General features: G+C 73.0%; 20 protein-coding genes. 3 read left to right on the top strand and 17 right to left on the bottom strand.

Features of this window, described 5'->3' with window-relative positions; translation table 11 throughout:
* Positions 1 to 39: 39 nt before the first annotated feature.
* The 5 genes from BJ971_RS12365 to BJ971_RS12345 all read right to left on the bottom strand — a co-directional run bounded on the left by BJ971_RS12365 (position 40) and on the right by BJ971_RS12345 (position 5,613).
* Positions 40 to 441, bottom strand: coding sequence for a tetratricopeptide repeat protein (locus tag BJ971_RS12365; RefSeq protein ID WP_184992654.1), 402 nt, complete (start codon positions 439 to 441; stop codon positions 40 to 42).
* Between the two features lie 378 nt (positions 442 to 819).
* On the bottom strand, positions 820 to 1,968 hold the full coding sequence (locus BJ971_RS12360; protein ID WP_203709069.1) for a DUF6745 domain-containing protein: 1,149 nt from the start codon (positions 1,966 to 1,968) through the stop codon (positions 820 to 822).
* An 11-nt stretch (positions 1,969 to 1,979) separates the two neighbouring features.
* On the bottom strand, positions 1,980 to 2,297 hold the full coding sequence (locus BJ971_RS12355; RefSeq protein WP_184992652.1) for a DUF8820 family protein: 318 nt from the start codon (positions 2,295 to 2,297) through the stop codon (positions 1,980 to 1,982).
* A 56-nt stretch (positions 2,298 to 2,353) separates the two neighbouring features.
* Positions 2,354 to 4,033 (bottom strand): ABC transporter ATP-binding protein, encoded by a 1,680-nt coding sequence (locus tag BJ971_RS12350; protein ID WP_184998806.1) that lies wholly within the window; start codon positions 4,031 to 4,033, stop codon positions 2,354 to 2,356.
* A gap of 29 nt (positions 4,034 to 4,062) precedes the next feature.
* Positions 4,063 to 5,613, bottom strand: coding sequence for an ABC transporter transmembrane domain-containing protein (locus BJ971_RS12345; protein ID WP_239087133.1), 1,551 nt, complete (start codon positions 5,611 to 5,613; stop codon positions 4,063 to 4,065).
* A 244-nt stretch (positions 5,614 to 5,857) separates the two neighbouring features.
* On the opposite strand from BJ971_RS12345, the gene BJ971_RS12340 reads away from it, so the two are divergent.
* Positions 5,858 to 7,348, top strand: a complete 1,491-nt coding sequence (locus tag BJ971_RS12340; protein ID WP_184992648.1) for an arabinofuranosidase catalytic domain-containing protein — start codon at positions 5,858 to 5,860, stop codon at positions 7,346 to 7,348.
* Positions 7,349 to 7,483: 135 nt separating this feature from the next.
* Positions 7,484 to 8,656 (top strand): cytochrome P450 family protein, encoded by a 1,173-nt coding sequence (locus BJ971_RS12335; RefSeq protein ID WP_184992646.1) that lies wholly within the window; start codon positions 7,484 to 7,486, stop codon positions 8,654 to 8,656.
* Between the two features lie 16 nt (positions 8,657 to 8,672).
* Here BJ971_RS12335 and BJ971_RS12330 read toward each other — a convergent pair whose 3' ends face one another.
* The 5 genes from BJ971_RS12330 to BJ971_RS12310 form a co-directional block, all read right to left on the bottom strand.
* A complete protein-coding gene (locus BJ971_RS12330; RefSeq protein ID WP_184992644.1) occupies positions 8,673 to 9,065 on the bottom strand; it encodes a nucleoside triphosphate pyrophosphohydrolase family protein in 393 nt (130 codons plus the stop codon).
* Positions 9,062 to 10,240, bottom strand: coding sequence for an MAB_1171c family putative transporter (locus BJ971_RS12325; protein ID WP_184992641.1), 1,179 nt, complete (start codon positions 10,238 to 10,240; stop codon positions 9,062 to 9,064). Before BJ971_RS12325 ends, BJ971_RS12330 begins: the two co-directional genes overlap by 4 nt.
* Before the next feature lie 13 nt (positions 10,241 to 10,253).
* Complete coding sequence (locus BJ971_RS12320; RefSeq protein WP_184992639.1) at positions 10,254 to 10,769, bottom strand: hypothetical protein; 516 nt, start codon at positions 10,767 to 10,769, stop codon at positions 10,254 to 10,256.
* Positions 10,770 to 10,838: 69 nt separating this feature from the next.
* Positions 10,839 to 11,312 carry an aldo-keto reductase family protein gene (locus BJ971_RS12315; RefSeq protein WP_184998805.1) on the bottom strand — a complete coding sequence of 158 codons (474 nt, stop codon included), beginning with the start codon at positions 11,310 to 11,312 and terminating at the stop codon, positions 10,839 to 10,841.
* A gap of 382 nt (positions 11,313 to 11,694) precedes the next feature.
* Positions 11,695 to 13,200 (bottom strand): MDR family MFS transporter, encoded by a 1,506-nt coding sequence (locus BJ971_RS12310; protein WP_184998804.1) that lies wholly within the window; start codon positions 13,198 to 13,200, stop codon positions 11,695 to 11,697.
* 207 nt (positions 13,201 to 13,407) lie between these two features.
* Here BJ971_RS12310 and BJ971_RS12305 point away from each other — a divergent pair, with 207 nt between their 5' ends.
* The gene (locus BJ971_RS12305) at positions 13,408 to 13,974 is read left to right on the top strand and encodes a TetR/AcrR family transcriptional regulator (protein WP_239087124.1); all 567 of its coding nucleotides are present in this window, start codon (positions 13,408 to 13,410) and stop codon (positions 13,972 to 13,974) included.
* Positions 13,975 to 14,006: 32 nt separating this feature from the next.
* Here BJ971_RS12305 and BJ971_RS12300 read toward each other — a convergent pair whose 3' ends face one another.
* The 7 genes from BJ971_RS12300 to BJ971_RS12270 form a co-directional block, all read right to left on the bottom strand.
* Positions 14,007 to 14,723 carry a DUF8817 family protein gene (locus tag BJ971_RS12300; RefSeq protein WP_184992637.1) on the bottom strand — a complete coding sequence of 239 codons (717 nt, stop codon included), beginning with the start codon at positions 14,721 to 14,723 and terminating at the stop codon, positions 14,007 to 14,009.
* A 91-nt stretch (positions 14,724 to 14,814) separates the two neighbouring features.
* Positions 14,815 to 17,370: a family 78 glycoside hydrolase catalytic domain gene (locus tag BJ971_RS12295; RefSeq protein ID WP_184992635.1), complete on the bottom strand. Its 2,556-nt coding sequence runs from the start codon at positions 17,368 to 17,370 to the stop codon at positions 14,815 to 14,817.
* Positions 17,367 to 18,224 (bottom strand): NAD(P)H-dependent oxidoreductase, encoded by an 858-nt coding sequence (locus BJ971_RS12290; protein ID WP_184992633.1) that lies wholly within the window; start codon positions 18,222 to 18,224, stop codon positions 17,367 to 17,369. Before BJ971_RS12290 ends, BJ971_RS12295 begins: the two co-directional genes overlap by 4 nt.
* Positions 18,221 to 18,643, bottom strand: coding sequence for a VOC family protein (locus tag BJ971_RS12285; protein WP_184992631.1), 423 nt, complete (start codon positions 18,641 to 18,643; stop codon positions 18,221 to 18,223). Before BJ971_RS12285 ends, BJ971_RS12290 begins: the two co-directional genes overlap by 4 nt.
* Entirely contained in the window at positions 18,636 to 20,003 is a 1,368-nt protein-coding gene (locus BJ971_RS12280; protein WP_184992629.1) for an FAD-binding oxidoreductase, read from the bottom strand. Before BJ971_RS12280 ends, BJ971_RS12285 begins: the two co-directional genes overlap by 8 nt.
* Positions 20,000 to 21,220 carry an FAD-dependent oxidoreductase gene (locus tag BJ971_RS12275; RefSeq protein ID WP_184992627.1) on the bottom strand — a complete coding sequence of 407 codons (1,221 nt, stop codon included), beginning with the start codon at positions 21,218 to 21,220 and terminating at the stop codon, positions 20,000 to 20,002. Before BJ971_RS12275 ends, BJ971_RS12280 begins: the two co-directional genes overlap by 4 nt.
* 66 nt (positions 21,221 to 21,286) lie before the next feature.
* Positions 21,287 to 21,823 carry a VOC family protein gene (locus BJ971_RS12270; RefSeq protein ID WP_184992625.1) on the bottom strand — a complete coding sequence of 179 codons (537 nt, stop codon included), beginning with the start codon at positions 21,821 to 21,823 and terminating at the stop codon, positions 21,287 to 21,289.
* Between the last annotated feature and the right edge of the window lie 34 nt (positions 21,824 to 21,857).

Here is a 21,857-nt window from a genome sequence, read left to right as displayed (position 1 = left end):
CAGTGGCGGCACTGACGAACCCGAAGTCCGAACGCGACCTCAGCACTCCGCCGAAGGTTGTCGCCGTGGTTGCTCGCCGAGTCGTTCGCGGAGCCGCTCACGCAGGCGTGGCGCGCCGGGCAGGTTGAGGGTGCCGATGAGTTCCTCGGCCGTCGCCCACTCCGCGCGCGCCTCGTCGACGCGGCCGGTCTCGGCGAGCGCGTCGGCCCGGTGCAGGCGGCTCTGACTCGCCCGCACGCGATCGTGGAGGCGGCCGAACTGCGCGATGGCCTCGTCGAAGGCCGCAATGGCCTCGTCATGGCGGCCGGCCGAGGCGGCGATCGCCCCGATCGCCTCGTCATGGCGGCCGGCCCGAGGCGGCGATCGCCCCGATCGCCTCGTCGCGCTGCCGACCCCGCTGCCGTGGTGGATGCGCCGGCACACCGCGAGCATCCGGCGCATGTCGTCGATCGCCTGGTCGACGCGGCCTTCCTCGTGTGCCCGCCTCGGCTACCTGCGCCGACCACAAGAAAGAGGGCCACAGAAGAACGTCCACGCCGGCCGCGACCTGACCCGCTCCCCCATCCACAGGCCCCACGACACGTCCGACCCGCCGACCACGACCAGCCGCAACGCGGCCCGCTCCCCGCCCGCACCACGCGTCCGGGCTGGGCTGGCGGGCGGGAGCGGGCGGGGCCCCTCACGGGACGGGGACGGCGCGTCCGGGCTGGGCTGGCGGGTGGGAGCGGGCGGGGCCGTTCGCGGGGCGGGGACGGCGCGGCCAGGCTGGGCTGGCGGGTAGGAGCGGGCGGGGCCGTTCGCGGGGCGGGGACGGCGCGGTCAGGTTTGGATCAGTGGGTGGTACTCCTCGGCGGTCAGACCGAACGTCCAGGCAACGCCCTCGCGCGCGGAGCGGGTGCGCGGCGGGACCCGTAGCCAGTAGACCCGGCTGGTGCCGTCCGGCTCCGGGGTTGAGTTGACCACCTCGACCATGACCAGGGGCTCGTCGCCGGGTAGGTCGAGGTGCCACAGGGTGCCTGTCTCGTCGGAGCCGGATCTGCGGGCGCCGGACTCGCGCAGGTAGCGCTCGTAGCCGAAGTGTTCGAGCATCACCCGGCGGATCTCCGCGTTCTCCTCGCGCCGGATGCGGTCGACGTCCAATGTCGGCAGCTCGGCCGCCAGGTCCGCCGGGATCGGCATGCCGCGCCAGGCCCACAGCCCGTAGCCGTCGGGGAACTCCATGGCGGCTCCCTCGCCGCGGTGCAGCCGGCCGACGTTGTCGCGGGCCAGCGTTTCCGGGCGCTCGGTCAGCACCGCGGCCCGCTCGTTGGCCCACCACCAGCCGCAGTGCCGGGCCACCTGGGCGAGGCCGGTCAGGCCCGTCATCAGCCCGGCGTCGGGGCAGAGCCGGTCGGCCGCCTCGAAGGTGCTCAGCCAGGCGCCGTCGTGCTGGCCGTAGATCGCGTCGAGCACCGGCGTCCGCACCGGCCGGCCGGTGTCGCCGGGGAAGTCGGCGGCCAGGTCCTCGCCCAGCCGGAGCCGCAGCCGGCCCGCCACCAGGTCCATCATCAGGCCCCAGGAGCGGCGTCCGGCCGCGGCGCCGAGCTGCGCCCAGCCGTCGGCGCCGAGCGCCTCGACCGCCGCCTTGCGCGCGGCCGCCCACGGCTCGGTCCGCACCCGGCGGCGCAGTGACGCCCCGGCGGTCTCCCCCGGTGTCCAACCCTGGTCGAGCAGTCCGGCGTGGACCGCGGCGAACCAGGCCGGCCCGGGTGCGGGCGCGCCGGAGAGCAGCGCCACGGCCGCCGCGCCGGCGCGGGGCGAGCCGAACCAGTAGATCCGGCCGGGCTCGGGGGCGCCGGCCAGCCGGTAGGCCTCGCGCACCCCGGCCTCGGCCGCGGCGCGCTGCGCCGGGCCCGTCTGCGCGGCGGCGGCCAGCCACCGCTCCTCGACGGCGGCCGCCATCGCCTCGTCGGCGTGTGTCAGCTTCATCGCCGTCCCCCTCAGTCCGCGACCGGGCGGAACGTGCCGGGGAGGTATTCCCGTTGGCGGACCACGCGGTAGTGGCCGGCGGGCAGCGAGATCGGGCCGTGCTCCTCGTGGGTGATCCGGCCGTGCGCCGGCACCTCGACGAACATCCGCTCGGGGTCGTCGAGGTCGGCGAGCAGCCGCAGCCCGGGGCCGCCGACCACGTGGGCGTGGCCGGTCGCCTCGCCGCGCGCGACGACCATCCGGCCGCGCCGGTCGCGGGGAACCGGGCCGCAGTCGGGCACCGCGGCCGGCTCCACCGGGATGAACAGCACGTCGCCCTGCCGATACATCGGACCTCCCAGGTGTGCAAACGCCGTCGGGGGCACGCTATCGGCGGGGTACGACGTTATGGGGCGCCGTGCCAGGTGCGCCACAGGGCCGCGTACGGGCCGTCCGCCCGGAGCAGCTCGTGGTGGCTGCCCAGCTCGATGATCCGGCCGCCGTCCATGACCGCCACCCGGTCGGCGTCGTGCGAGGTCTGCAACCGGTGCGCGATGGCGATGACCGTGCGGTCGTGCAGCACCGCGGCAAGGGCGCGTTCCGCGCTGCGGGCGGCCGTGGGATCCAGGAGCGCGGTGGCCTCGTCCAGGATGACGGTGTGCGGGTCGGCGAGCATCACCCGCGCCAGCGCGAGCTGCTGCGCCTGGCCGCCGTCCAGCGGGTTCTCGCCGAGGTCGGCGTCGAGGTCGTCGGCCCAGTCGGCGCCGACGGTCTTCAGTGCCCGCCGCAGCACGTCGTCCGGCGCCGCCACCATCAGGTTCTCCCGCAGCGACTCGCGGAAGACGTGGTGTTCCTGGGTCACCAGCACGACATGCCGGCGTAGCTCGTGCGGCGGCAGGTCGGCGATGGGCACGCCGCCGACGGTCACCGATCCGTGGTCCGGCCGGTCGACCCCGGCGATCAGCCGGGCCAGCGTCGACTTGCCGGCGCCGGAGAGCCCGACGATGGCGAGCCGCTCGCCGGGCCGCACGGTCAGCTCGACGTCGCGCAGCACGTCCTGCCCGGACTCGTACGCGTAACGCACGCCGCGCACCTCGATCCGGTCGTCGTCGGGCGCCGAGGTGGTGCCGGCCCGGTCCGCGGGCACCGCGGCCAGCCCCTCGACGCGGGCGAACGAGGCGCCGCTGCTCTGCAACTGCTCGATCCAGAGCATGATGGTGTCGAGCGGCCCGACCAGCTGCCGCAGGTACAGCACGGCCGCGGCGACCGTGCCGAGCGTGGCGTACCCGTTGAAGTGGAGCAGGCCGCCGATCAGGAGCACCAGCACGACCGGCAGCACGTACGAGGCCTCCACCAGCGGGAAGAAGACCGTCCGCAGGCTCAGCGTGGCCAGCCGGGTGCGCCGGGTCTCCGCGATCGCCGCGTGCCCCTTCGCCAGCCGGCGCGTACGCAGGTCGAAGGCCTCGATCGTGCGGGCGCCCGCCGTCGTCGCCGCCAGTTCGTCGGCCATCACCGAGTTGGCCGCGCCCTCGCGCAGGTACGCGTCCCGGGCCCGGCGCAGGTACCACCGGGTGACGAACCAGATGCCGGTGAACCCGAGCAGGCCGGCCGCGCCGAGCGGGGGGCTCAGCACCACCACCGCGCACACGATCAGCAGCATCTGGAGGACGGCGATGAGCAGGTCCGGCAGCACGTCGCGCAGGGTCGTCGCGACGGCGTCCACATCGGTCGTGCCGCGGGCGGTCAGGTCGCCGGTCGGCACCCGTTCGACCACCGCGGCGGGCAGGGCGAGCGACTCCCGCAGGAAGCCCTCGCGGACCCGGGCGGCGGTGCGTTCGCCGAAGCGGAAGCCGACCAGCAGCGCGTACCGGGAGAAAAGGGTCTGCGCGACGGCGCAGACCAGCACGGCCAGGGCCAGCCGGTCCACCCGGCCGGCGCCGTGTCCGGCGGTGACCGCGTCGATGATCCGGCCGAGCAGCCACGGGCCGCCGAGGGCGGCCAGCGCGGCGAGGGCATTGAGGAGCAGCATCAGCGTGACGGTGCGGCGGTCGGCGGCCAGCAGCCGCCGGGCGGCGCGCGCGACCATCCGTTGATCCGCGATCGGCAGCGCGGCGCTCACCGGTCCTCGTCCTCGCCGAACACCCGGGCGACCAGGCCCGCGTAGCCCGGTACCGTGCCGAGCAGCTCCCGGTGTGATCCGGTGGCCGCGACCCGCCCGTCGACCAGGTAGTGCACGACGTCGGCGCGGTCGAGCAGCGCCGGTGACGTGGTGGCCACGACCGTGCCGCGGCCGCCTCGTGCCGCCCTGAGCCGGCCGGCGATCGCCGCCTCGGTGTGCGCGTCCACCGCCGAGGTCGGCTCGGCGGCGAGCAGCATCTCCGGGCGCTGGTAGAGCGCCCGGGCCAGCCGGACCCGCTGCCGCTGCCCGCCGGACAGGTTCCGCCCGCCCCACTCGACCGGGTGGTCCGGCTCGCCGACGTCGTGCGCCACCGCGGACCCGATCGCCTCGCGGTACCGTTCGTCGCGCGGGGTGTCGCGGCCGGCGACCACCTCGCGCAGCGGATCGGCGAACAGGTCGGCCTCGTGCTCGGCGACCAGGATCCGCGCGCGCACCTCGTCGCGGGCGATGCCGTCGAGCCGGATGCCGCCCCAGGTCGCGTCCGTCGGGCCGTACCGGCCGAGCCGCTCGAGCACCGCGGCCGTGTCGGCCGGCCGGGCTCCGGCGAGCGCGGTCAGCAGGCCGGGCTCGGCCGACACCCCGGACGCCGGATCGTGCAGGACGGCGGGTCCGGCCGGTGCCGGCCCGCCGGCGGTCTCGTCGAGCGGCAGGCCGAGGAAGGCGACCACGTGCCGGGCGGCGACCAGCCCGCGGGTGACGTCGAAGCCACAGAAGATCATGACGTCGACCGGGATGACCAGCACGGCCGTGTAGCCGTACACCGCGACCAGTTCGCCGGGCGTGAGTTCGCCCGCCGCCGCCTGCCGCGCGGCCAGCCAGATCACCACCGCGAGGAAGACTCCGGGCAGGCCCCGGCCGAGCGCGCCGACCCAGCTGCTCACCCGGCCCACCCGGTAGCCGAGGTCGCGCAGCTCGGCGGAGCTGCCCCGGTAACGCTCCAGGTGGCCGTCCTTGCCACCCAGGCCGTTGAGGATGCGCAGGCCGGAGACCACGTCGACGAGCTGGGCGGCCAGCATGCCCTGGCGCCTGCGGTACCTGACGCCGACCGCCTGCACGCGGGCCAGCAGCGGGCCGACCACCAGCGCGAGGACCGGGACGCCGGCCAGCACCACGACGGCCAGCAGCGGCGAGGTGCGGAACAACAGGACGGCGACCACCGCGTACGCGAGCACGCTGGACACCCCGACGCCGGCGACGTTCATCGCCCGCCCGATGGTCCACACGTCGGCGATGCCGATGGTGACCACCTCGCCGGAGGTGACCCGGCGGGGCAGGGCGGCGCCGAGCCGGGTGGCGTGGGTCATCACCAGGTCGGCGGTGCGCAGCGCGGCGCCCAGCCGCAGCCGGGTCATCGAGCGGTGCCGCATGATGCCCAGCCCCGCGCTGGTCAGGCCGACCAGCAGCACCGCGGCCGTCCAGGCGATCAGCGCCGCCGGCCGCCCCGGGCGCAGGCCGTGGTCGATGGCCTGGGACAGCAGGTAGGGCATCAGGGACAGGCTGGCGAACCAGAGCGTGCCGAACGTCGCACCGAGCAGGACCCGTCCCTTCAGGACTGTGACCAACCACCAGAGATATCGCGCGGGTCCCCGAATATTCACGGGCACCATGCTGCCCGGACACCCATGGCGAACGGCAACGCAATATCCGGCCGCTGTTGACACCCACGAAACATGGACGTCAATATATGTTAACGGTAACATCGCCGTCCGGGATGCACGCGAAAGGAACACCATGGACTTTCGGTATCCGCGCCGGCTGTGGCGGACGGCCCTCGCGGCCGTCGCCTCGGCGACGCTCGTCACGTCGGTGTTCGTCCTGCCGGGAGCCGCGCAGGCGGCCGGCACCCTGTCCTGCGACATCTACGCGAGCGGCGGCACACCCTGCGTCGCGGCGCACAGCACCACCCGCGCGCTCTTCGGCGCCTACGGCGGATCCCTCTACCAGGTACGCCGCTGGTCCGACGGCGCGACGGCCAACATCGGCGTGCTCAGCGCCGGCGGTTACGCCAACGCGGCGGCGCAGGACTCCTTCTGCTCGGGCACGTACTGCACCATCGTGCGCATCTACGACCAGACGTCGCGGCACAACGACCTGACGATCGCGCCCGGCGGCGGCGCCAACCCCACGGCAGACCAGGGCTCGAACGCGGCGGCCCTGCCCGTGACGGCGGGCGGCCACAAGGTGTACGGCGTCTACATCTCGGCCGGCAACGGCTACCGCAACAACGCGACCAACGGCGTCGCCACCGGCAGCGCGCCCGAGGGCATGTACATGGTGACCGAGGGGACGCACACCAACAACCGGTGCTGCTTCGACTACGGCAACGCCGAGACCAACAACATGGACACCGGCAACGGCGACATGGACGCGATCTACTTCGGCACGCTGTGCTGGTTCTCGCCGTGCGCGGGCGGGCCGCGCGTCGCGGCGGACCTCGAGAACGGCCTGTTCGCCGGCGGCAACGGCTCCTGGACCTCGAACACCGGGCGGAGCAGCGCATTCGTGACGGCGGTGCTGAAGAACAACGGCACCTCCACGTACGCCATCAAGGACGGCAACGCGCAGTCCGGCGGCCTGGCCACCCGGTACAACGGGGCGCTGCCGACCCAGGCGGGCTACAACCCGATGACCAAGCAGGGCGCGATCATCCTCGGCATCGGCGGCGACAACAGCAACGGCTCGGTCGGCTCGTTCTTCGAGGGCGTCATGACCAGCGGCTATCCGAGCGACGCCACCGAGAACGCGGTGCAGGCGAACATCGTCTCGGTCGGCTACACCAAGAGCGTCACGTTCCCGGTGAACGGCGCGACGTACCGGATCACGAACCTCACCAGCGGCAAGGTCCTCGACGCGGTCAACTGCGGCACGGCCAACGGCACGGCGATCGACCAGTGGCAGTCGCTGGGCAACACCTGCCAGCAGTGGCGCTTCACCAACGTCGGCGCGAACAAGTGGACGATCACCAACGTCAACGCCGGCAAGGTGCTCGACGCGGTCAACTGCGGGCAGGCCCTGGGCACGGCGGTCAACCTGTGGTCGTCGCTGGGCAACCTGTGCCAGCAGTGGGCGGTCATCCCGGCCGGCAACGGCCGGTACGAACTGGTGGTCGAGAACAGCGGCATGGTGCTGGACAACACGAACTGCGGCACGGCCAACGGCACGACGGCACGCCTCTGGATGTGGTTCAACAACACCTGCCAGCTCTGGTCGATCGCGCCCTGAGCACCGATCCGGGCACCCCTCGGGTGGCGAACCGGCGCCGGGTGTGATTGCATCTTGATCGAAGGTCGGGCATCTTCCCCCGTGGATGCCCGACCTTCGTCGTGATCGGAGAGTCGGACGGAAGGGTGTCCCGCGATGGCCACGGTTGCGCTGCCGATCTCCGAGGCGTTCCTCAGCGACCCCTTCCCGTTCTACGACCGGCTCCGCGACGCGGCACCGGTCTGCCGCGCGGAACTGCCCGACGGGGCACCGGCCTGGCTGGTGACCCGCTACGCGGAGGTCCGCGCGCTGCTCGCCGACCCTCGGCTGTCGGTGGACAAGAGCAACGGCGACGGCAGCTGGCGGGGCTTCTCGCTGCCGCCGGCGCTGGACGCGAACCTGCTGAACATGGATCCGCCCGACCACACCCGAATCCGCAGGCTGGTGTCACAGGCGTTCACCCCGCGCCGGGTGGAGAACCTGCGCCCGCGCGTCCAGGAGACCGCCGACGCCCTGCTGGACGCGGTCGAGGGGCGGGGCGAGGCGGACCTCGTCCGCGACTACGCCGGCCCGCTGCCCGTTGCGGTCATCTCCGACCTGCTGGGCGTGCCGGTGCCGGACCGCGAGGACTTCCGGTCCTGGACGGACGCGATGGTCAGCCCGCCGCGGCAGGACCGCCGGGAGGCGGCGCGGGCCGTCGGCGCCATCCACGCGTACCTCGAGAAGCTGCTCGCGGCCAAGCGCGCCGAGCCGGCCGACGACCTGCTCTCCGCGTTGATCGCCGCCCGGGACGACGGTGACCGCCTCACCGAGGACGAGCTGACCTCCCTGGCGTTCCTGCTGCTGTTCGCCGGCTACGAGAACACCGTGCACGCCATCGGCACGTCACTGTTCACGCTGCTGCGCACGTCCGCGTTCCCGGCCGACCCGGCGGGGCTGGAATCCACCATCGAGGAGCTGCTGCGGTACGAACCGCCCGCTCCCGTGATCCTGCGGCGCTTCGCGACCGAGGACATCGAGATCACCGGCGCGGTGGTGCCCAGGGGCGAGACCGTGCTCCTGGTCGTCGGCGCGGCCAACCGCGACCCCGCCGCGTTCCCCGCTCCCGGCGAGGTGCGGCCGGGGCGCTCCGGCGCGCACCTCACCTTCGGCCACGGCGTGCACTACTGCCTGGCGGCCCCGCTGGCCCGCATCGAGCTGGAGGTGGCCATCGGCACGGTGGGGCGCCGCTTCCCCGGGCTACGGCTGGCCGTCGCCGCCGACGAGGTCCGCTGGCGGCCGTCCTACCGCACCCGCGGCCTCGTCGCCCTGCCGGTGATCCTGGGCTGAGAGCCGCCGCCGCGGGTCAGAAGCGGACCCCTCCGTGCCGGTAGCCGCTCAGCGTCTCGGTGGTCTTGGCCACCAGCGCGGCGCCCAGGTCGACACCCAGGTACTCGGACAGCTCCAGGGTCCGGATCAGGATGTCGGCCAGCTCGAGACTCAGGGCGTCGTCCGGCCGCCGCGCGGCCGGGTCGAGATCCAGCGACCGGCTGCGGATCTCCTGGAGCGCCTCGCTGACCTCGCTCTGCAACAGCGCCATCCTGGTCGCGGCGACGTAGGCCCGGCCGGACGGGTGCGCCGCCGCCAGGTCGTCGGCCCCGGAGAACAGGTCGATGCTGCGCGCGTACGCGTGCGCGCTGCGCTGTGCGTCCGGCAGCGCCGCCGCCAGCGCCTCGATGTGCCGTCGAGCCTCGCTCACCCTGCCACCCCCAGCTCCGCCACGGCCGCCGGCCGGGCCGTGTCGGAGGCCCGCAGCCGCGCGGCGATGCGCAGCAGCTGGTCGGTCTCCTCCGCGATGTCCGTGCCACCCTGCGGGTCGGCGGTGTACAGCTCCGCCGGCCGCTCGTCCCTCGCCTTCGCCCGTACCGCCGCGACGAGCACCGCCGCGTGCACGGCCTCCTGCCGCTCCCGGCCCTGCTGCCCGCACCGGCCGGCCGCCTCGCGGGCGACCCGGGCGTCGAAGTACGGCCGCAGCGCGAGCCAGCCGTCCCGGATCTCCACGACCCGCCGGACCAGCCGGAACTCGACGTCGCGCAGGGGCCCCGGGTCGAAGGCGATCTCCGGCGTCGCCTCGTACAGGAGCCTCCACAGCGGATACAGCCGCCGGTACGTGCGCAGCCGCCGCACCCACACGCCGGCGGCGGCAACCCGCGGCCCCCACGAAGGAATGGTGAACCCGATCAGCATGAGCACGCAGCCCGGCCCGGTGAGCAGGGGTGACAGCTGCTCCTGCACCCGCTCCGGTATCGGCTCGTATCCGGTGTTGCGTGCCGCGATGTAGAAGGCCTTCTCGAGACCGTACGCGAGGCCGAAGACCGCACCGTAGCTGACCAGCCGCAGCCCGATGCGCAGGAACGGCTGCCGGGTGAGGCCCGTGTAACGCAACGCCAGGCGCAGGATGTCGACGAGCACGACCACGAAGTATCCGAGATACACCAGCATGTACGCGGCCATGTACGGGGCGTCGCCGTACCGGGCGGTGAAACCGGTGGTCACCGAGGTGTCGAGGGGCGCGAGCACGAAGAAGACCGCCATGGCCACGACGGCCGCGGCCACCGCGCCGAAACGGATCCAGGTGCTCCGCGGCGGCGGGCGCTCGACCGTCCAATACAGCAGGAGCAACTGCACCGACAACGCGAAGCCGATGATCCCGTAGTGGGCGATCAGGCGGGCCAGGTTCGGCACCCCGGTCAGCGCGTCGAAGCGCGCGTAGACGAACGGCGTGTTGACCAGCGGAGCCCAGGCGAGGCACGCCAGCATGGCCACGAGCGCGCGCCGGGTGGGGCTGCCCGGATCGCGCAGCAGCGGCGGGATCTTGTACGCGAGCGCGACCAGGGAGAAGAAGGCGACGACCGGGTAGATCACCTTGGACACGGGCTCACCTTCGTCAGGGGTCGACAAGCGTGTGGTGCAGGCGGCCGAGCACCGGCGACGCGGCCGGGTCATCCCGCGGCGCGTCGCGCGAGCGGCTCATGACGCTGCGGCGCAGCAGCAGCGAGGCGATCATCTCCGCCTCCTTCTCCTCGATCTCGCTGTAGTCGCTGCGGCCGAGCACGGCACGCACCAGTGACGGATCGAGATTCGGCAGCAGCAGCCGGGACGCCTCGGCGTCCAGGACGGGCGCGGTCAGGTGACCACAGATCAGGTGGCCGAGCTCGTGCCGGATGATGTGCTCCTGGTGCAGCCGGCTCGTGTCGGCCTCGTAGAAGATCGCGTCGAAACGCTCGGTGCGCACGGCGATCCCGCACGGGCTGTCGGCCGGCAGGCTCTCGCCGACGAGGTGGATCGGCCGGCCCTGGCGTGCGGCGATGACGTCGCACAGTTCCCGGACGTCGTGAACGTCCGGAAGGTCGAGGTCCGCGAGAATCGCCTCGCATCTCCTGCGCATGCCGCGATCCGCCATGTCTCCGCCTCCCCCGTCGGCATGATGTCAGCCATCGACCACCTTGAACAGCTCGCCGCCGCCCCGGCGTCAGTCCTGATCGTCCTCATCGAGCCCTTCCAGCTTCCGGCAGCGGTCGACGACCTGCTCGATGAGGCGGGTGCTGTCGTCGGAGAGGCCCTGCTGGCGCAGCACCCGGCGCAGCGCCACCTGCTGGACCTTCATCTGCCGGAGTTCGGTGAGCAGGTCGATCTGCTCCTGGACGCGGCGGGTGATCCGGCTGTCGACGAAGAAGGCCGGATCGACCCCGAACGCCTGTGCCAGCGCCTTGACGTGCGAGGTGCGCGGATCGGTGGTGACGCCACGACGCATCTCGCCGACGTACGCGGCGCTGATCGTGACCCCGGTGCCGTCCCGCTCCGCCCTCTCATTGATCTTGTTGGTGATCTCCTTGGTGGTGTATCTGCGGCCCGCCTCCTCGTGCGGCCCGAGCTCGCCCGCGGCGGGGCGCACCCGGTCGAAGAGGAACTCCAGCTTCTCCGCCAGGGTCTCGAGGTGTGGCATGTCGCGCCCACCGGACCCCGCCTGATCAACCGTCACCACTTCCTCCTAGATGGACTTCGAATAAACATCTGTATCGCATATCGCCGGTGAGCGATACGTCCGTTGACAGCGACACCGCCGCAGAGCGTATAGTCGCCGGGCAGTCAGGCAACACCCGTGGTTCGACCCAGAATTTAGAGCAACGGCTGTGTTTCGGACCAAGGGCGCCACTCCACGGGGACTAAGGGGCACCCGGGATTACCCGCGTGGGCCTTAGGGAGCGGCAACCCGGGCGCGCACCACCGGGCTTCTCTCGACTGTGGAACACGAACCGGGGCCGGTCCGTGTGGACCGGCCCCGGGTTCGCGGGTTGGCGGGAAAACGGGATAACGGGAGATCGTCGTCAGACGGCGGCGGCGACCTGCTCCTCGGCGGGCGCGGGCTGCTCCTTGGCGTCGGCGAAGCCGCGCAGCGGCACGTGACGGATCGCCAGGGCGATCAGCAGCCCGGTGGCGGCGATGACGGCGGCCCAGGTGAAGACCGCGCCGACGCCGTCGGTGACCGCCTGCTGGAACAGGTGCCGGGCGGCGTCCGGCAGGCTACGGAGCAGTTCGGGCGTCATCCGCGCCGCCGAACCCGAGGCGGCGCCGGAGCCGGCTTCCGCCGTGATGGTGTCGGTGAGGGTGTTGGCGTAGACCGAGCCCAGCAGGGAGACGCCCAGCGAGCCGCCCATGTTGCGCAGGAAGGTGGCCGCGCCGGTGGCCGCGCCGACGTCGCGCAGCGGCGCGCTGTTCTGGGCGATCAGCATGGTGGTCTGCATGAGGCAGCCCATGCCCGCGCCGAGCACGACCATGTAGAGGGACGTGAGCGTCTTCGAGGTGTCGGTGCCCATGGTGGCGAACAGGGCCAGGCCGGCCGCCATCAGGACGGTGCCGACGATCGGCAGGGCCCGGTAGTGGCCGGTCTTGCTGATCAGGGCGCCGCCGGCGAGCGAGGTCACCATCATGGAGATCATCATCGGCATCAGCAGCAGCCCGCTGTTGGTGGCCGACGCGCCCTGCACGAACTGCTGGAACTGGGGCAGGAAGGTCATGCCGCCGAACATCGCGAAGCCGACGATGAAGCTGAGCGTGCCGGCGAGGGTGAAGTTGCGGTTGCGGAAGACCGAGAGCGGCATGATCGGCTCGACGACCCGGCGCTCGACGATCACGAACGCGATGAAGGCGAGCACGGTCACCACGGCCAGGCCGATGATCTGCGGGGAGGCCCACTCGTACTCGGTGCCGCCCCAGCTGGTGATCAGCACGAGTGCGGTGATCCAGGTGGTGAGCAGCGCCGACCCGGTCCAGTCGATGCGCACCTTGCCGGCGCCACGGCGGGGAAGCTTGGCCAGGGTGAACCAGCACACCGCGAGGGCGGCGACGCCGAGCGGCAGGTTGACGTAGAAGGCCCAGCGCCAGCTGAGGTTGTCGGTGATGAAGCCGCCGACCAGCGGGCCACCGATCATGGCGATCGGCATCACGGCCATCATCACGCCCTGGTACTTGCCCCGGTCACGGGGCGGCACGATCTCGGCCAGTACCGCCATGACGCCGACCATGAGGCCGCCGGCGCCGAGGCCCTGGAGGGCGCGGAAGCCGATCAGCTGACCCATGTCCTGTGACAGACCGCACAGCACGGAGCCGATCAGGAAGACCGCGATCGACGAGATGAAGGTGATGCGGCGCCCGAGCAGGTCGCCGAGCTTGCCCCAGATCGGGGTGGCCACGGTCGAGGCGAGGATGTAGCCGGTGGTCACCCAGGCCAGGTGGTTGAGACCGCCCAGGTCACCCACGATCGTCGGCAGGGCGGGTGCCACGATCATGTTGTCGAGCATGGCCAGCAACATCGCGATGACCAGGCCACTCATCGTCACCAGGATCTCGCGGTGGCTGAACTTCGGTGGTGCCACCGGGGTGGTGTCCGCTGCGTAAGTCGTCACAGGTTGCCTTCCTTGAGTGCAGATACCCGGCCGCCGTACTTCTACTTGTCGACCGGTAAGTGACTACCTTACCCGTCGGCAAGTAGGTCGCTAGGCTGAGGGAGAACGACGAGCAGGCACGAGGAGGTGACCGGCGTGGCAGGACGGCAGGGCGACACCAAGGCGGAGATCCGGCGGGTGGCCATGGAATTGTTCACCGAGCAGGGCTACGAGGCCACCTCGCTGCGGGAGATAGCCGAGCGCCTCGGTGTGACCAAGGCCGCACTTTATTACCACTTCCGCAGCAAGGAAGACATCGTCCGCTCCCTGTTCGGCGACCACCTGGCCGCCCTGGACGAGTTGATCGCGTGGGCGAAGACACAGACGCCCGGCCCGCGGCTGCGCACCGAGGTCATCGACCGGATGCTGCGCCTGAGCGTCGAGCACGGCCGGCGGGCCATGCAGTTCGCCCTCGCCAACCAGCACGTCGTCCGGGACCTGCATCCCGGCAAGGAGAACGTGCACGAGCGGTTGAACACCCTGTTCGAGGCCATCACCGACCCGGACGCCACGGTGCAGGAGGCGCTGCGCACCCGGGTCGCGCTGCTCAGCATCAACCTGACCATGTTCGCCGCGCAGGGCCTCGACGCCACCGACGAACAGGTCGAGGCCGCCGCCCGCGAGATCGCACACCGGCTCGCGGCCGAGGCCGCCCACGGCTAGCGGTCATCGCGGCCGCCTCACCGGCCCAGCCTTCACAGTGCCGCTGCCAGGTCGGCGGCGATCTCGAAGGCCGGTGCCGCCCTTCCGGTCTCGTCCGCGTTCAGCGCGATGTGCTCGACGCGGGCCAGCATCTCCGTTGCGGTTTCCCGGTCATCGAGCGCCATCGCCAGCTCTGCGCGGTACACCAGAACCTCGACGTGTGTGACGGGGTCATCGTCGGCCCGCGGGCGAGCCAACGCGCTGTCGAGGATGCGGGCCGCCTGGCCGACGTCGCCCTTGGAGTCGGCCAGCACGACGGCGCTCGCCAGCGCTTTCGCGAGTCGCCCGGCGGGTGCGGGTGCCGGCGTGGGCATCGTGGCGGCGTTCTGGAAGACGCGGATCCAGTTGCCGCCCGGGTCGATGACGCTGAATCCGCCCACCCCGTCGGCGTTCTTTCGAGCCCTGGGCCGGGTCATCCGCGGCATTCCGGACACCAGGACCTTGCCGTACGCGGCCCGCATGCCGACGGCGAAAGCCCGGTGCAGTTCCGCGATGTCCGAGGTGAGCACGATGCAGGAGCCGTAGGACTGCTCCGGGTCGAACCCGGCGATCTCGAAGAACTGCAGGTGCAGGTCTTCACGTCGCAGACCCACGCAGGCGTTGGGTGTGCGCTGCTTGTACGTGGTGCTGAAGCCGAGAACCCCGTAGAAGGCGACGATGTCGTCGATCGACGCGCAGGGCAGCAGCGGAACGGTTACCTCGTTGGTCATGGCTTCTTCCTAGGCGTTGCGGATGGTCCGGCGCCCATGGAAATAGCCGATCATCGCCTGCCCCCATCCGATCGGCCGAGGCCGCGCGCCGCTAGCGGGGCCGCGCGGTCCGGGTGTGGCTACCCGGGCCGAGGCTCAGCGTCGTCCCGTCCGGCAGGATCGCCTCGGCGGTGCAGCCGGGCGGGACGGTCACGTGCAGGACGAACTCGGAGTCCAGCTCCCACCGCACCTTGATCCGGCCGTACGGCGACTCGTGCACGGCCTCGGCCCAGGTGATGCCGCCGCCGGGGTGCGGGCGCACGCGGAAGCGGCGGTATGCCGGATCGACGGGCACCAGGCCCGCGACGTAGCGGTGCAGGAACGAGACGACCGCGCCCTTGGCGTAGTGGTTCAGCGAATGGTGTGCCACGCCGTCGGCGTCGACGCCGTTCCAGTGCTCCCACATTGTCGTCGCGCCGCGGTCGAGCATGGTCAGCCAGGACGGCTCGGTGTCCCGCAGGAGCAGCTCGAAGGCGACGTCGCAGTGCCCGGCGTCGGCCAGCACGGGCAGCAGGTACGGCGTGGCCAGGAAGCCGGTGGCGAGGTGGGTGCCGGCGAGGCGGATCAGCTCGACCAGGCGGTCGGCCACCGCCGGGCGCAGCTCCTCCGGCACGAGGTCGAACGCCAGCGCGCGTACCAGATTGGCCTGGGTGTCGGGGGTGAGCCGGCCACGCGGATCGAGGAACTCGCGCCGCCAGGCGTCGACCGCCCGCTCGCGCAGCGTCGCGTAGCGGCGGGCGTCGCCGTCGCGGCCGAGCACGGCCGCGATCCGCGCCATCAGGGCCGCGGAGCGGGCCAGGTACGCCGTCGCGACGTCGCCGTGGTCGGCGGTCAGCATCGCGTCGAAGGGCGGCGGGTCCTCCCCCGGCACCAGCCACTCACCCCAGTGGAATCCGGTGTCCCAGAGGTACTGCTCGTGCGGCGCGGGCACCGGCCGGGCCGCCGCGCGATCCGGGTGCCGACCGGTGCGCGCCATCCGCTCCGCGCGATCGAGCCAGGCCACCATCGCCGGCCACATCTCGGCGAGGATCCGCTCGTCGGCGTACTGGCGGTACAGCTCCCACGGCACGATGACCACCGCGTCGCCCCAGCCGGCCGAGCCGTGCAGCGCCGCCGCCGGGGACGCCGGCCCCTCGGCGGGCGGGCACGGGCTCATGTTCGCCACGGTTCCGTCGGCCCACTGGTCGGCCGCCACGTCCCGCAGCCACTTGGTGCTGAAGCCGGCCACGTCGTAGAGGAACGCCGCGGTCGGCACGAAGAGCTGCCAGTCGCCGGTCCAGCCCGCGCGTTCCCGCTGCGGGCAGTCGGTGGGGATGTCGCAGACGTTTCCGCGTACGCCCCAGAGCGCCGCCTCGTGCAGCCGGTGCATGCGCGGGTCGCCGCACGAGAACCAGCCGGTGCGCCGCAGGTCGGTGTGCACGACGACGCCGCGCACGTCGCCGGGCGTCAGCTCACCGGGATGCCCGTCCACCTGCACGTACCGGAAGCCGTGCGTGGTGTGCCGCGGCTCGAAGGCCTCGCCCGCCCGGCCCGCGGACACCACCTCGTCGACCATGCCGGCCGGCAGCGGCGCGGGCAGGAACGGGAACGCCGGCCGGAGATGGCCGGTGGTCAGCTCCCCGCCGGCGTCCAGGTGCTCGCCGTGGGTCAGCGTGATCCGGGTGCCGGCCGGACCGAGGCGCCCCAGCCTGATCCAGCCGTTGATGTTCTGCCCGAGGTCGATCACCTGCCGGCCGGGGCGCGGCCGGGTGATCGCGACCGGCACGATCTCCTCGACCCGGCGCACCGGCGGCGCCGGCGAGTCCACCAGGGTGTCGTAGCCGTGGCGGGCCACCGGGGCGTCGTCCCAGCCGGAGTCGTCGAAGCCCGGCGCGGTCCAGCCGAGCGGCAGCGCGGTGAGGTCGACGCGCTGGCCGGCGATGAGGTCGGCGCTCGTGAGGTGCCCGCGCGCGCACCGCCACGGACCGATCGCGCCGTCGTCGAACTGCGCCAGCACCGCGACCCGGGTACCCCACTGCCGTGTCGCGCGCAGCGCGCCGGTCTGGCCGCACCACCAGCCGCCGGACAGCACCACCGCGAGCACGTTCTCGCCGGGCCGCACCAGCGCGGCGATGTCGTAGGTCTGCACCTGCAACCGCGAGCGGTACTGCGTGAAGCCGGGCGTCAGCTCCGCGTCGCCGACCCGCTCGCCGTTGACGAACGCCTCGTAGACGCCGTGCGCGGTGAGATAGAGCCGGGTCGGGCGGCCGGTGAACGCGGTGCGCAGCAGCGGGGCGCCCGGCTCGATCCAGTCCTGTCGCCAGTCCCCGGCGTGGAGCAGGCCCGTCTCGAACCATCCCGGCGCCGACCAGTCGCTCTCGCCCCGGTCGGTCCAGACCTTGACCTGCCAGGTGACGCGCTCGGCCGAGCGCAGCGCGGGCCCCTCGTAGCCGACCAGCAGGCTGCGCGAGCCCACGACCGGCCCGGTGTCCCAGCCGTTCCCGGTGCGGATCCTGTACGCCCGCTGCCCGGTCGCCCCGGGCGGCAGGCGCCACGACAGGCGCGGCGCCGCGGTGAGTATGCCCAGCGGATGGTCGAGGTGCTCGACCCGCAGCCCGTACGGGGTCACGGGCGCACCACGCGCGCGAACGTGCCGAACGCCGCGGCCCGCGCGTCGATCTCGGCGCGGGCCCCTGCGTGCGCGGCGGCGGTGTCCTGGATCTCGCGGGCGTGCGCGCGCTTCTCGGCCATCGAGATCACCGACGAGGCGAGGCCGGTCCAGCGGACCGTGCCGCCGTCACCCAGCTCCCCCGCGCAGCCACAGGTCGCGCACGCGACGTCGGTGCCGTTGAGCTCGACGACGTTGAGATGGCACATCGGGCACAGCCCCGGCTCGCCGAGGTAGCGCGCCTCGTCGAACGGCACGCCGAGCTGGGCCGCGACGTTGGCGCCGAGGCGGGCCGCGCGCGCCAGGGCCGCGTCGTCCAGCAGGATCGACCGCGGGGTGCCGGCGCCGCCGAACGCGACCTGGTCGACCACGGCGATGTGCATGGAGAACGCGGTGCTGTGCAGCAGCGGCAGCGCGAGGGTCTTCCACTGCGGGGTGAGCGAGCCGCCGACGGCGAGGAAGCCGGCCACCCGCGGCTTGAGCACCCGCTCGTCCACCCGGAACGGCACTGCCGGTTCGGTGCCGCCGCGGCGGACCGCGACGAGGTGCTCGACGATGGCCGCGTCGGCGTTCGGCCCGAGCAGCCGGTCGATCACCGACTTGAGGCGGGCCGCGATGGTCCGGGTCATGATCGGCGTGCTGACGATCAGGCCGTCGCACTCGACGAGGCGTTCCCAGAGCCACCAGAGGTCGTCGTCGGTGCTCAGGTCGCTGAGCCGGACCAGCTCCGCGTCGCCGGCCGCGCGCAGGGCGGCGGTCAGCAGGATCTCGGCGCTGCCGCCCGGCTCGCCGCAGCCGAGGCCGAGCGTCCTCATCGCCGCGCGTCCCGGGACAGCAGCTCGACCAGGTTGCCCTCCGGGTCCGCCAGGTACGCCATGCGCACGCCCGGCTCCGGCGAGGGACGCGGCGTCATCACCGGCCGGGCGCCGAGGCCGACGATCCGCGCGAAGGCCGCGTCGAGGTCGTCGACGTCGAACGCGACGTGCCCGAGGCCGTGGGAGAGCGCGGCCTCGGCGGGCCCGTCGGCGCGCGGGCCGGGCGCGGAGCCGGCGCGGTGCAGCAGCTCCAGCCGGTCGCCGTGCGCCCGGTGTATCAGCATCACGATGTCGAGGTCGATCGGATCGACCCGCAGCTCCAGCTCGCGGGCGTAGCCGAAGGCGGCGCAGTACCAGTCGGCGGCGGCGCCGAGGTCGCGCACCGACAGCCCGGCGTGGTCCAGGCGCGGCTCACTCATGGACGTTCAGCCCCTCCGGGTCGGCGGTCAGGTACGAGGCGAACCGCCCCTCGGGGTCCCACCGCGCGCGGATCCGCTCCAGGCGGCGGTAGTTCGCGGCGGACAGGAACCGGTCCTGGCGCCGGGTGAAGTCGGTGTCGCCGAGATAGACGCCGGTGCCGTGCCGCGCGATGTCCGCGGTGCGCGCGTGCACCCAGTCGCGGTACCGCTCGTCGTCCGCGGCGTCGGAGTAGATCGCGTACGTGGCGATGTAGACCTCGCCCTGCACCGAGAACGCCATGTCGCTCAGGGTGCGGCCGGGCGCCCAGCCGTACCAGATGGAGAAGGAGTGCGGGGTGTCCAGCTCGCGCCAGAGCCGGCTGAGCAACGGCTCGAGCACCTCGGCGGGCGCGTCGGTCCAGGTGCAGTCGACCGCGTACCGGTAGCCGTCCGGGCTCTGCTCGGCCTGGGCCGCGCACTCCTCGTCCAGCGTCGTCGGCCCGGCCACGTGGCCGAGCTCCTTACCGGCGAGCGGCCCGTCGGCGAAGGCCCGCAACAGCTCCGCAGCCTCACCGGCCGAGCCGGCCATCACCGTGGTGTGCAGCAGCAGCACGAGGCCCGGGTGCGCCCGCCCGGTGTGCAGCGGCACGCCGGGCAGCCGGGTGGCCGCGAGCACCGGCTCGACCCGGCGGTCGAGCACCGGCAGGATCTCGTGCAGCCAGCCGAGCAGCACGGCCGCGTCGCCCGGGTGGAACGATCGGGTGTCGTGCCACATCCCGGCGGGTGCCTGGTAGGTCCGCAGGTGGAACGCGGTGACGACGCCGGGGAAGCCGGGGCCGGCGCCGCGGGCCGCCCAGTACAGGTCGTCGTGGTGGGTGGCGTCGGCGCGCACCGCCGCGCCGTCCGCGGTGACCACGTCGACCGCCGCGACGCTCTCGCAGGCCCAGCCCATCGCCCGCCCGTTCCAGCCCTGGCCGCCCTGCAACAGGTAGCCGCCGAGGCCCACGCCCGGGCAGTGCCCGGCCGGGAACGCCCGGCCGCGCTCGGCCAGGAACGGCGCCAGGTCCAGGCCGCCGCGGGCCGCCGGGCCGGCCGTGACCACGCCGGTCGACGCGTCGTAGTCGAGCCCGTTCAGGTTGCCCAGGTCGATCAGGAGCGAGTCGTCGCGCAGGCTCCACCCGGCCCAGGAGTGCCCGCCGGAGCGCACGCTCACGGTCCGGTTTTCCGCGCGGGCCAGGCGTACCCCGGCCGCGACGTCGGCGGCGTCCTCGGCGAGCAGGACGGCGGCCGGGTAGCGGTCCGGTCGGCGGGCGTTGAACACGCGCCCGACCCGGGCCTGCTCGTAGCCCGGCTCGCCGCGGCGGATCAGCGGCCCGTTCATCCCCGGTCGGCGAGCGCACCGCCGCCGAAGTTCTTGTCGTGGTCGAGCGTCATGGCGTGCAGCGGGTACGCCACCTCGCGCATGTCCCGCTCGTAGTCGCCGATCGCGGCGACCAGGCCGGCCTCGCCGCGTGCGGACCGGAGCAGCTGCCCGGCCAGCCCGGCGGCGTCGCGCAGGGCCAGGTTGGCGCCCATCCCGATGGTCGGGAGCATGGCGTGCGCGGCGTCGCCGACCAGGGTGACCCGCGACGGTTCCCAGTCCTGCGCCGGGATGATGAAGCCGAACGGGATCATGAAGATCGAGTCCAGCTCCATCCGGCCGACGATCTCCGCGGCGGCGGGGTGCCAGCCGGCGACGGCCCGCCGCATCGAGTCGCGCAGCAGGCCGGGTGTCTCGGCGGTCCACGCGGCGGACGGCGACACCTCGGTGCCCGGCGCGACGCTGCACGACACCATCAGGTACGGCCCGACCGGGTCGAGCGTGACGTCCGGTGCGATGTCCCTCGCCGCCTCGTGCACCGGCCGCCGCGGGTCGAAGACGCCGACGAGCATCCGGCTGCCGGCCCGGTCGACGGCGATGACGACGCCGTCCATCAGGCTCGCCGGCACGATCTCGCGCAGCTCCGGCGTCAGCGGCACGCGGCCGTACACGCCGATGCCCCGCACGCCGGTCGGGATGACCGGCACGGCCGGCAGCCGCTGCGCGCGCACCGCGGAGCGGATGCCGTCGGCACCCACGAGCACGTCGCCGCGGGCCGTGCGGCCGTCGGCCAGCGTGACGGTCACGCCGCCCGGGTCCTCGGCGTAGCCGGTCACCGGGGCGCCGGTGTGCAGGGCGTCGCCGAGGCGGGCGCTGAGGATCTGGCGCAGCGTCCGGCGGTGCACGCCGGTGTGCGGGATCTCGCCGGTGTTCGGCGGGCCGAGGTGCGGCTGGGAGCTGAGCTCGCCGAAGTGGTCGTGCAGGACGATCGACTCCTGCCGGGCGTACGTGGTCCGGGAGGTCGCCTGGTAGAGCGCGAACAGGTCGTCGGGGAGCAGGGCGCGCAGCGCCTCGCCGCCGAACGCGTTCATGTGCAGGTAGTAGCCCTGCTTGCGGTCGAGGTCCCGGTCGCGCTCGAACACCTCGACGGTGTGCCCGTGCCGCACCAGTCCCTGTGCGAGTGCGAGGCCGGACAGCCCGCCGCCGGCGATCAGCACGTGTAGCGGTCGAGATGTCATCGCGACGCCCACTTTCATCCAGCGAGAATGAGTTTCAGCTTTCCGAAGACTGTAGTGAGTTCCGCATCACAGGTCCATAGGCCGCATCGGCCGCAGCAGGTCGCGGCCGTCCCAGTTCGCCGCCGCGGCGGCCAGCCGGGCGTGCATGCCGAGGATCGGCGGGCCCGCCAGGTGCAGCTCGATCGGGTGCGGGAAGAGCGTGCCGCCGTCGTACCAGGCGACGTGCACCGCGCCGCTGACCGCCTCGTGGATGAGCCGGCAGCCGGCCGACTCCAGCCGGGCGCCCTCGGCCGCCAGGTCGCCGGTCACCCAGGAGACGTGGCCGACCCGGTCGAAGCCGATCCCGTACGCCGCGGCCAGGCCGCCGTCGATCGAGTGCACCTCGGCCAGCTCCAGCACGATCGGACCCCAGGCGGCGAACGCGGCACTGTGGTCGAAGAACGCCGGGTCGGTGATCTCCGCGCCGCCGGCCATCCGGAACGCGTCGAAGGCGACGTGCCGGTGCACCAGGAACGGCCCGACGCCCAGCGTGCGCGCGGCCCGCTCGGCGGCCACGGCCAGGTCCGGCACCCAGTAGCCGACGTGGTGCGGCCCCGCTCTCATTGTGTGTAACCAATGTTCCATGAGCGAGAGTACG

The organism is Amorphoplanes digitatis, assembly GCF_014205335.1.
GTDB classification, from domain to species: Bacteria; Actinomycetota; Actinomycetes; order Mycobacteriales; family Micromonosporaceae; genus Actinoplanes; species Actinoplanes digitatus.
This window is presented reverse-complemented; position numbering and strand designations above follow the sequence as displayed.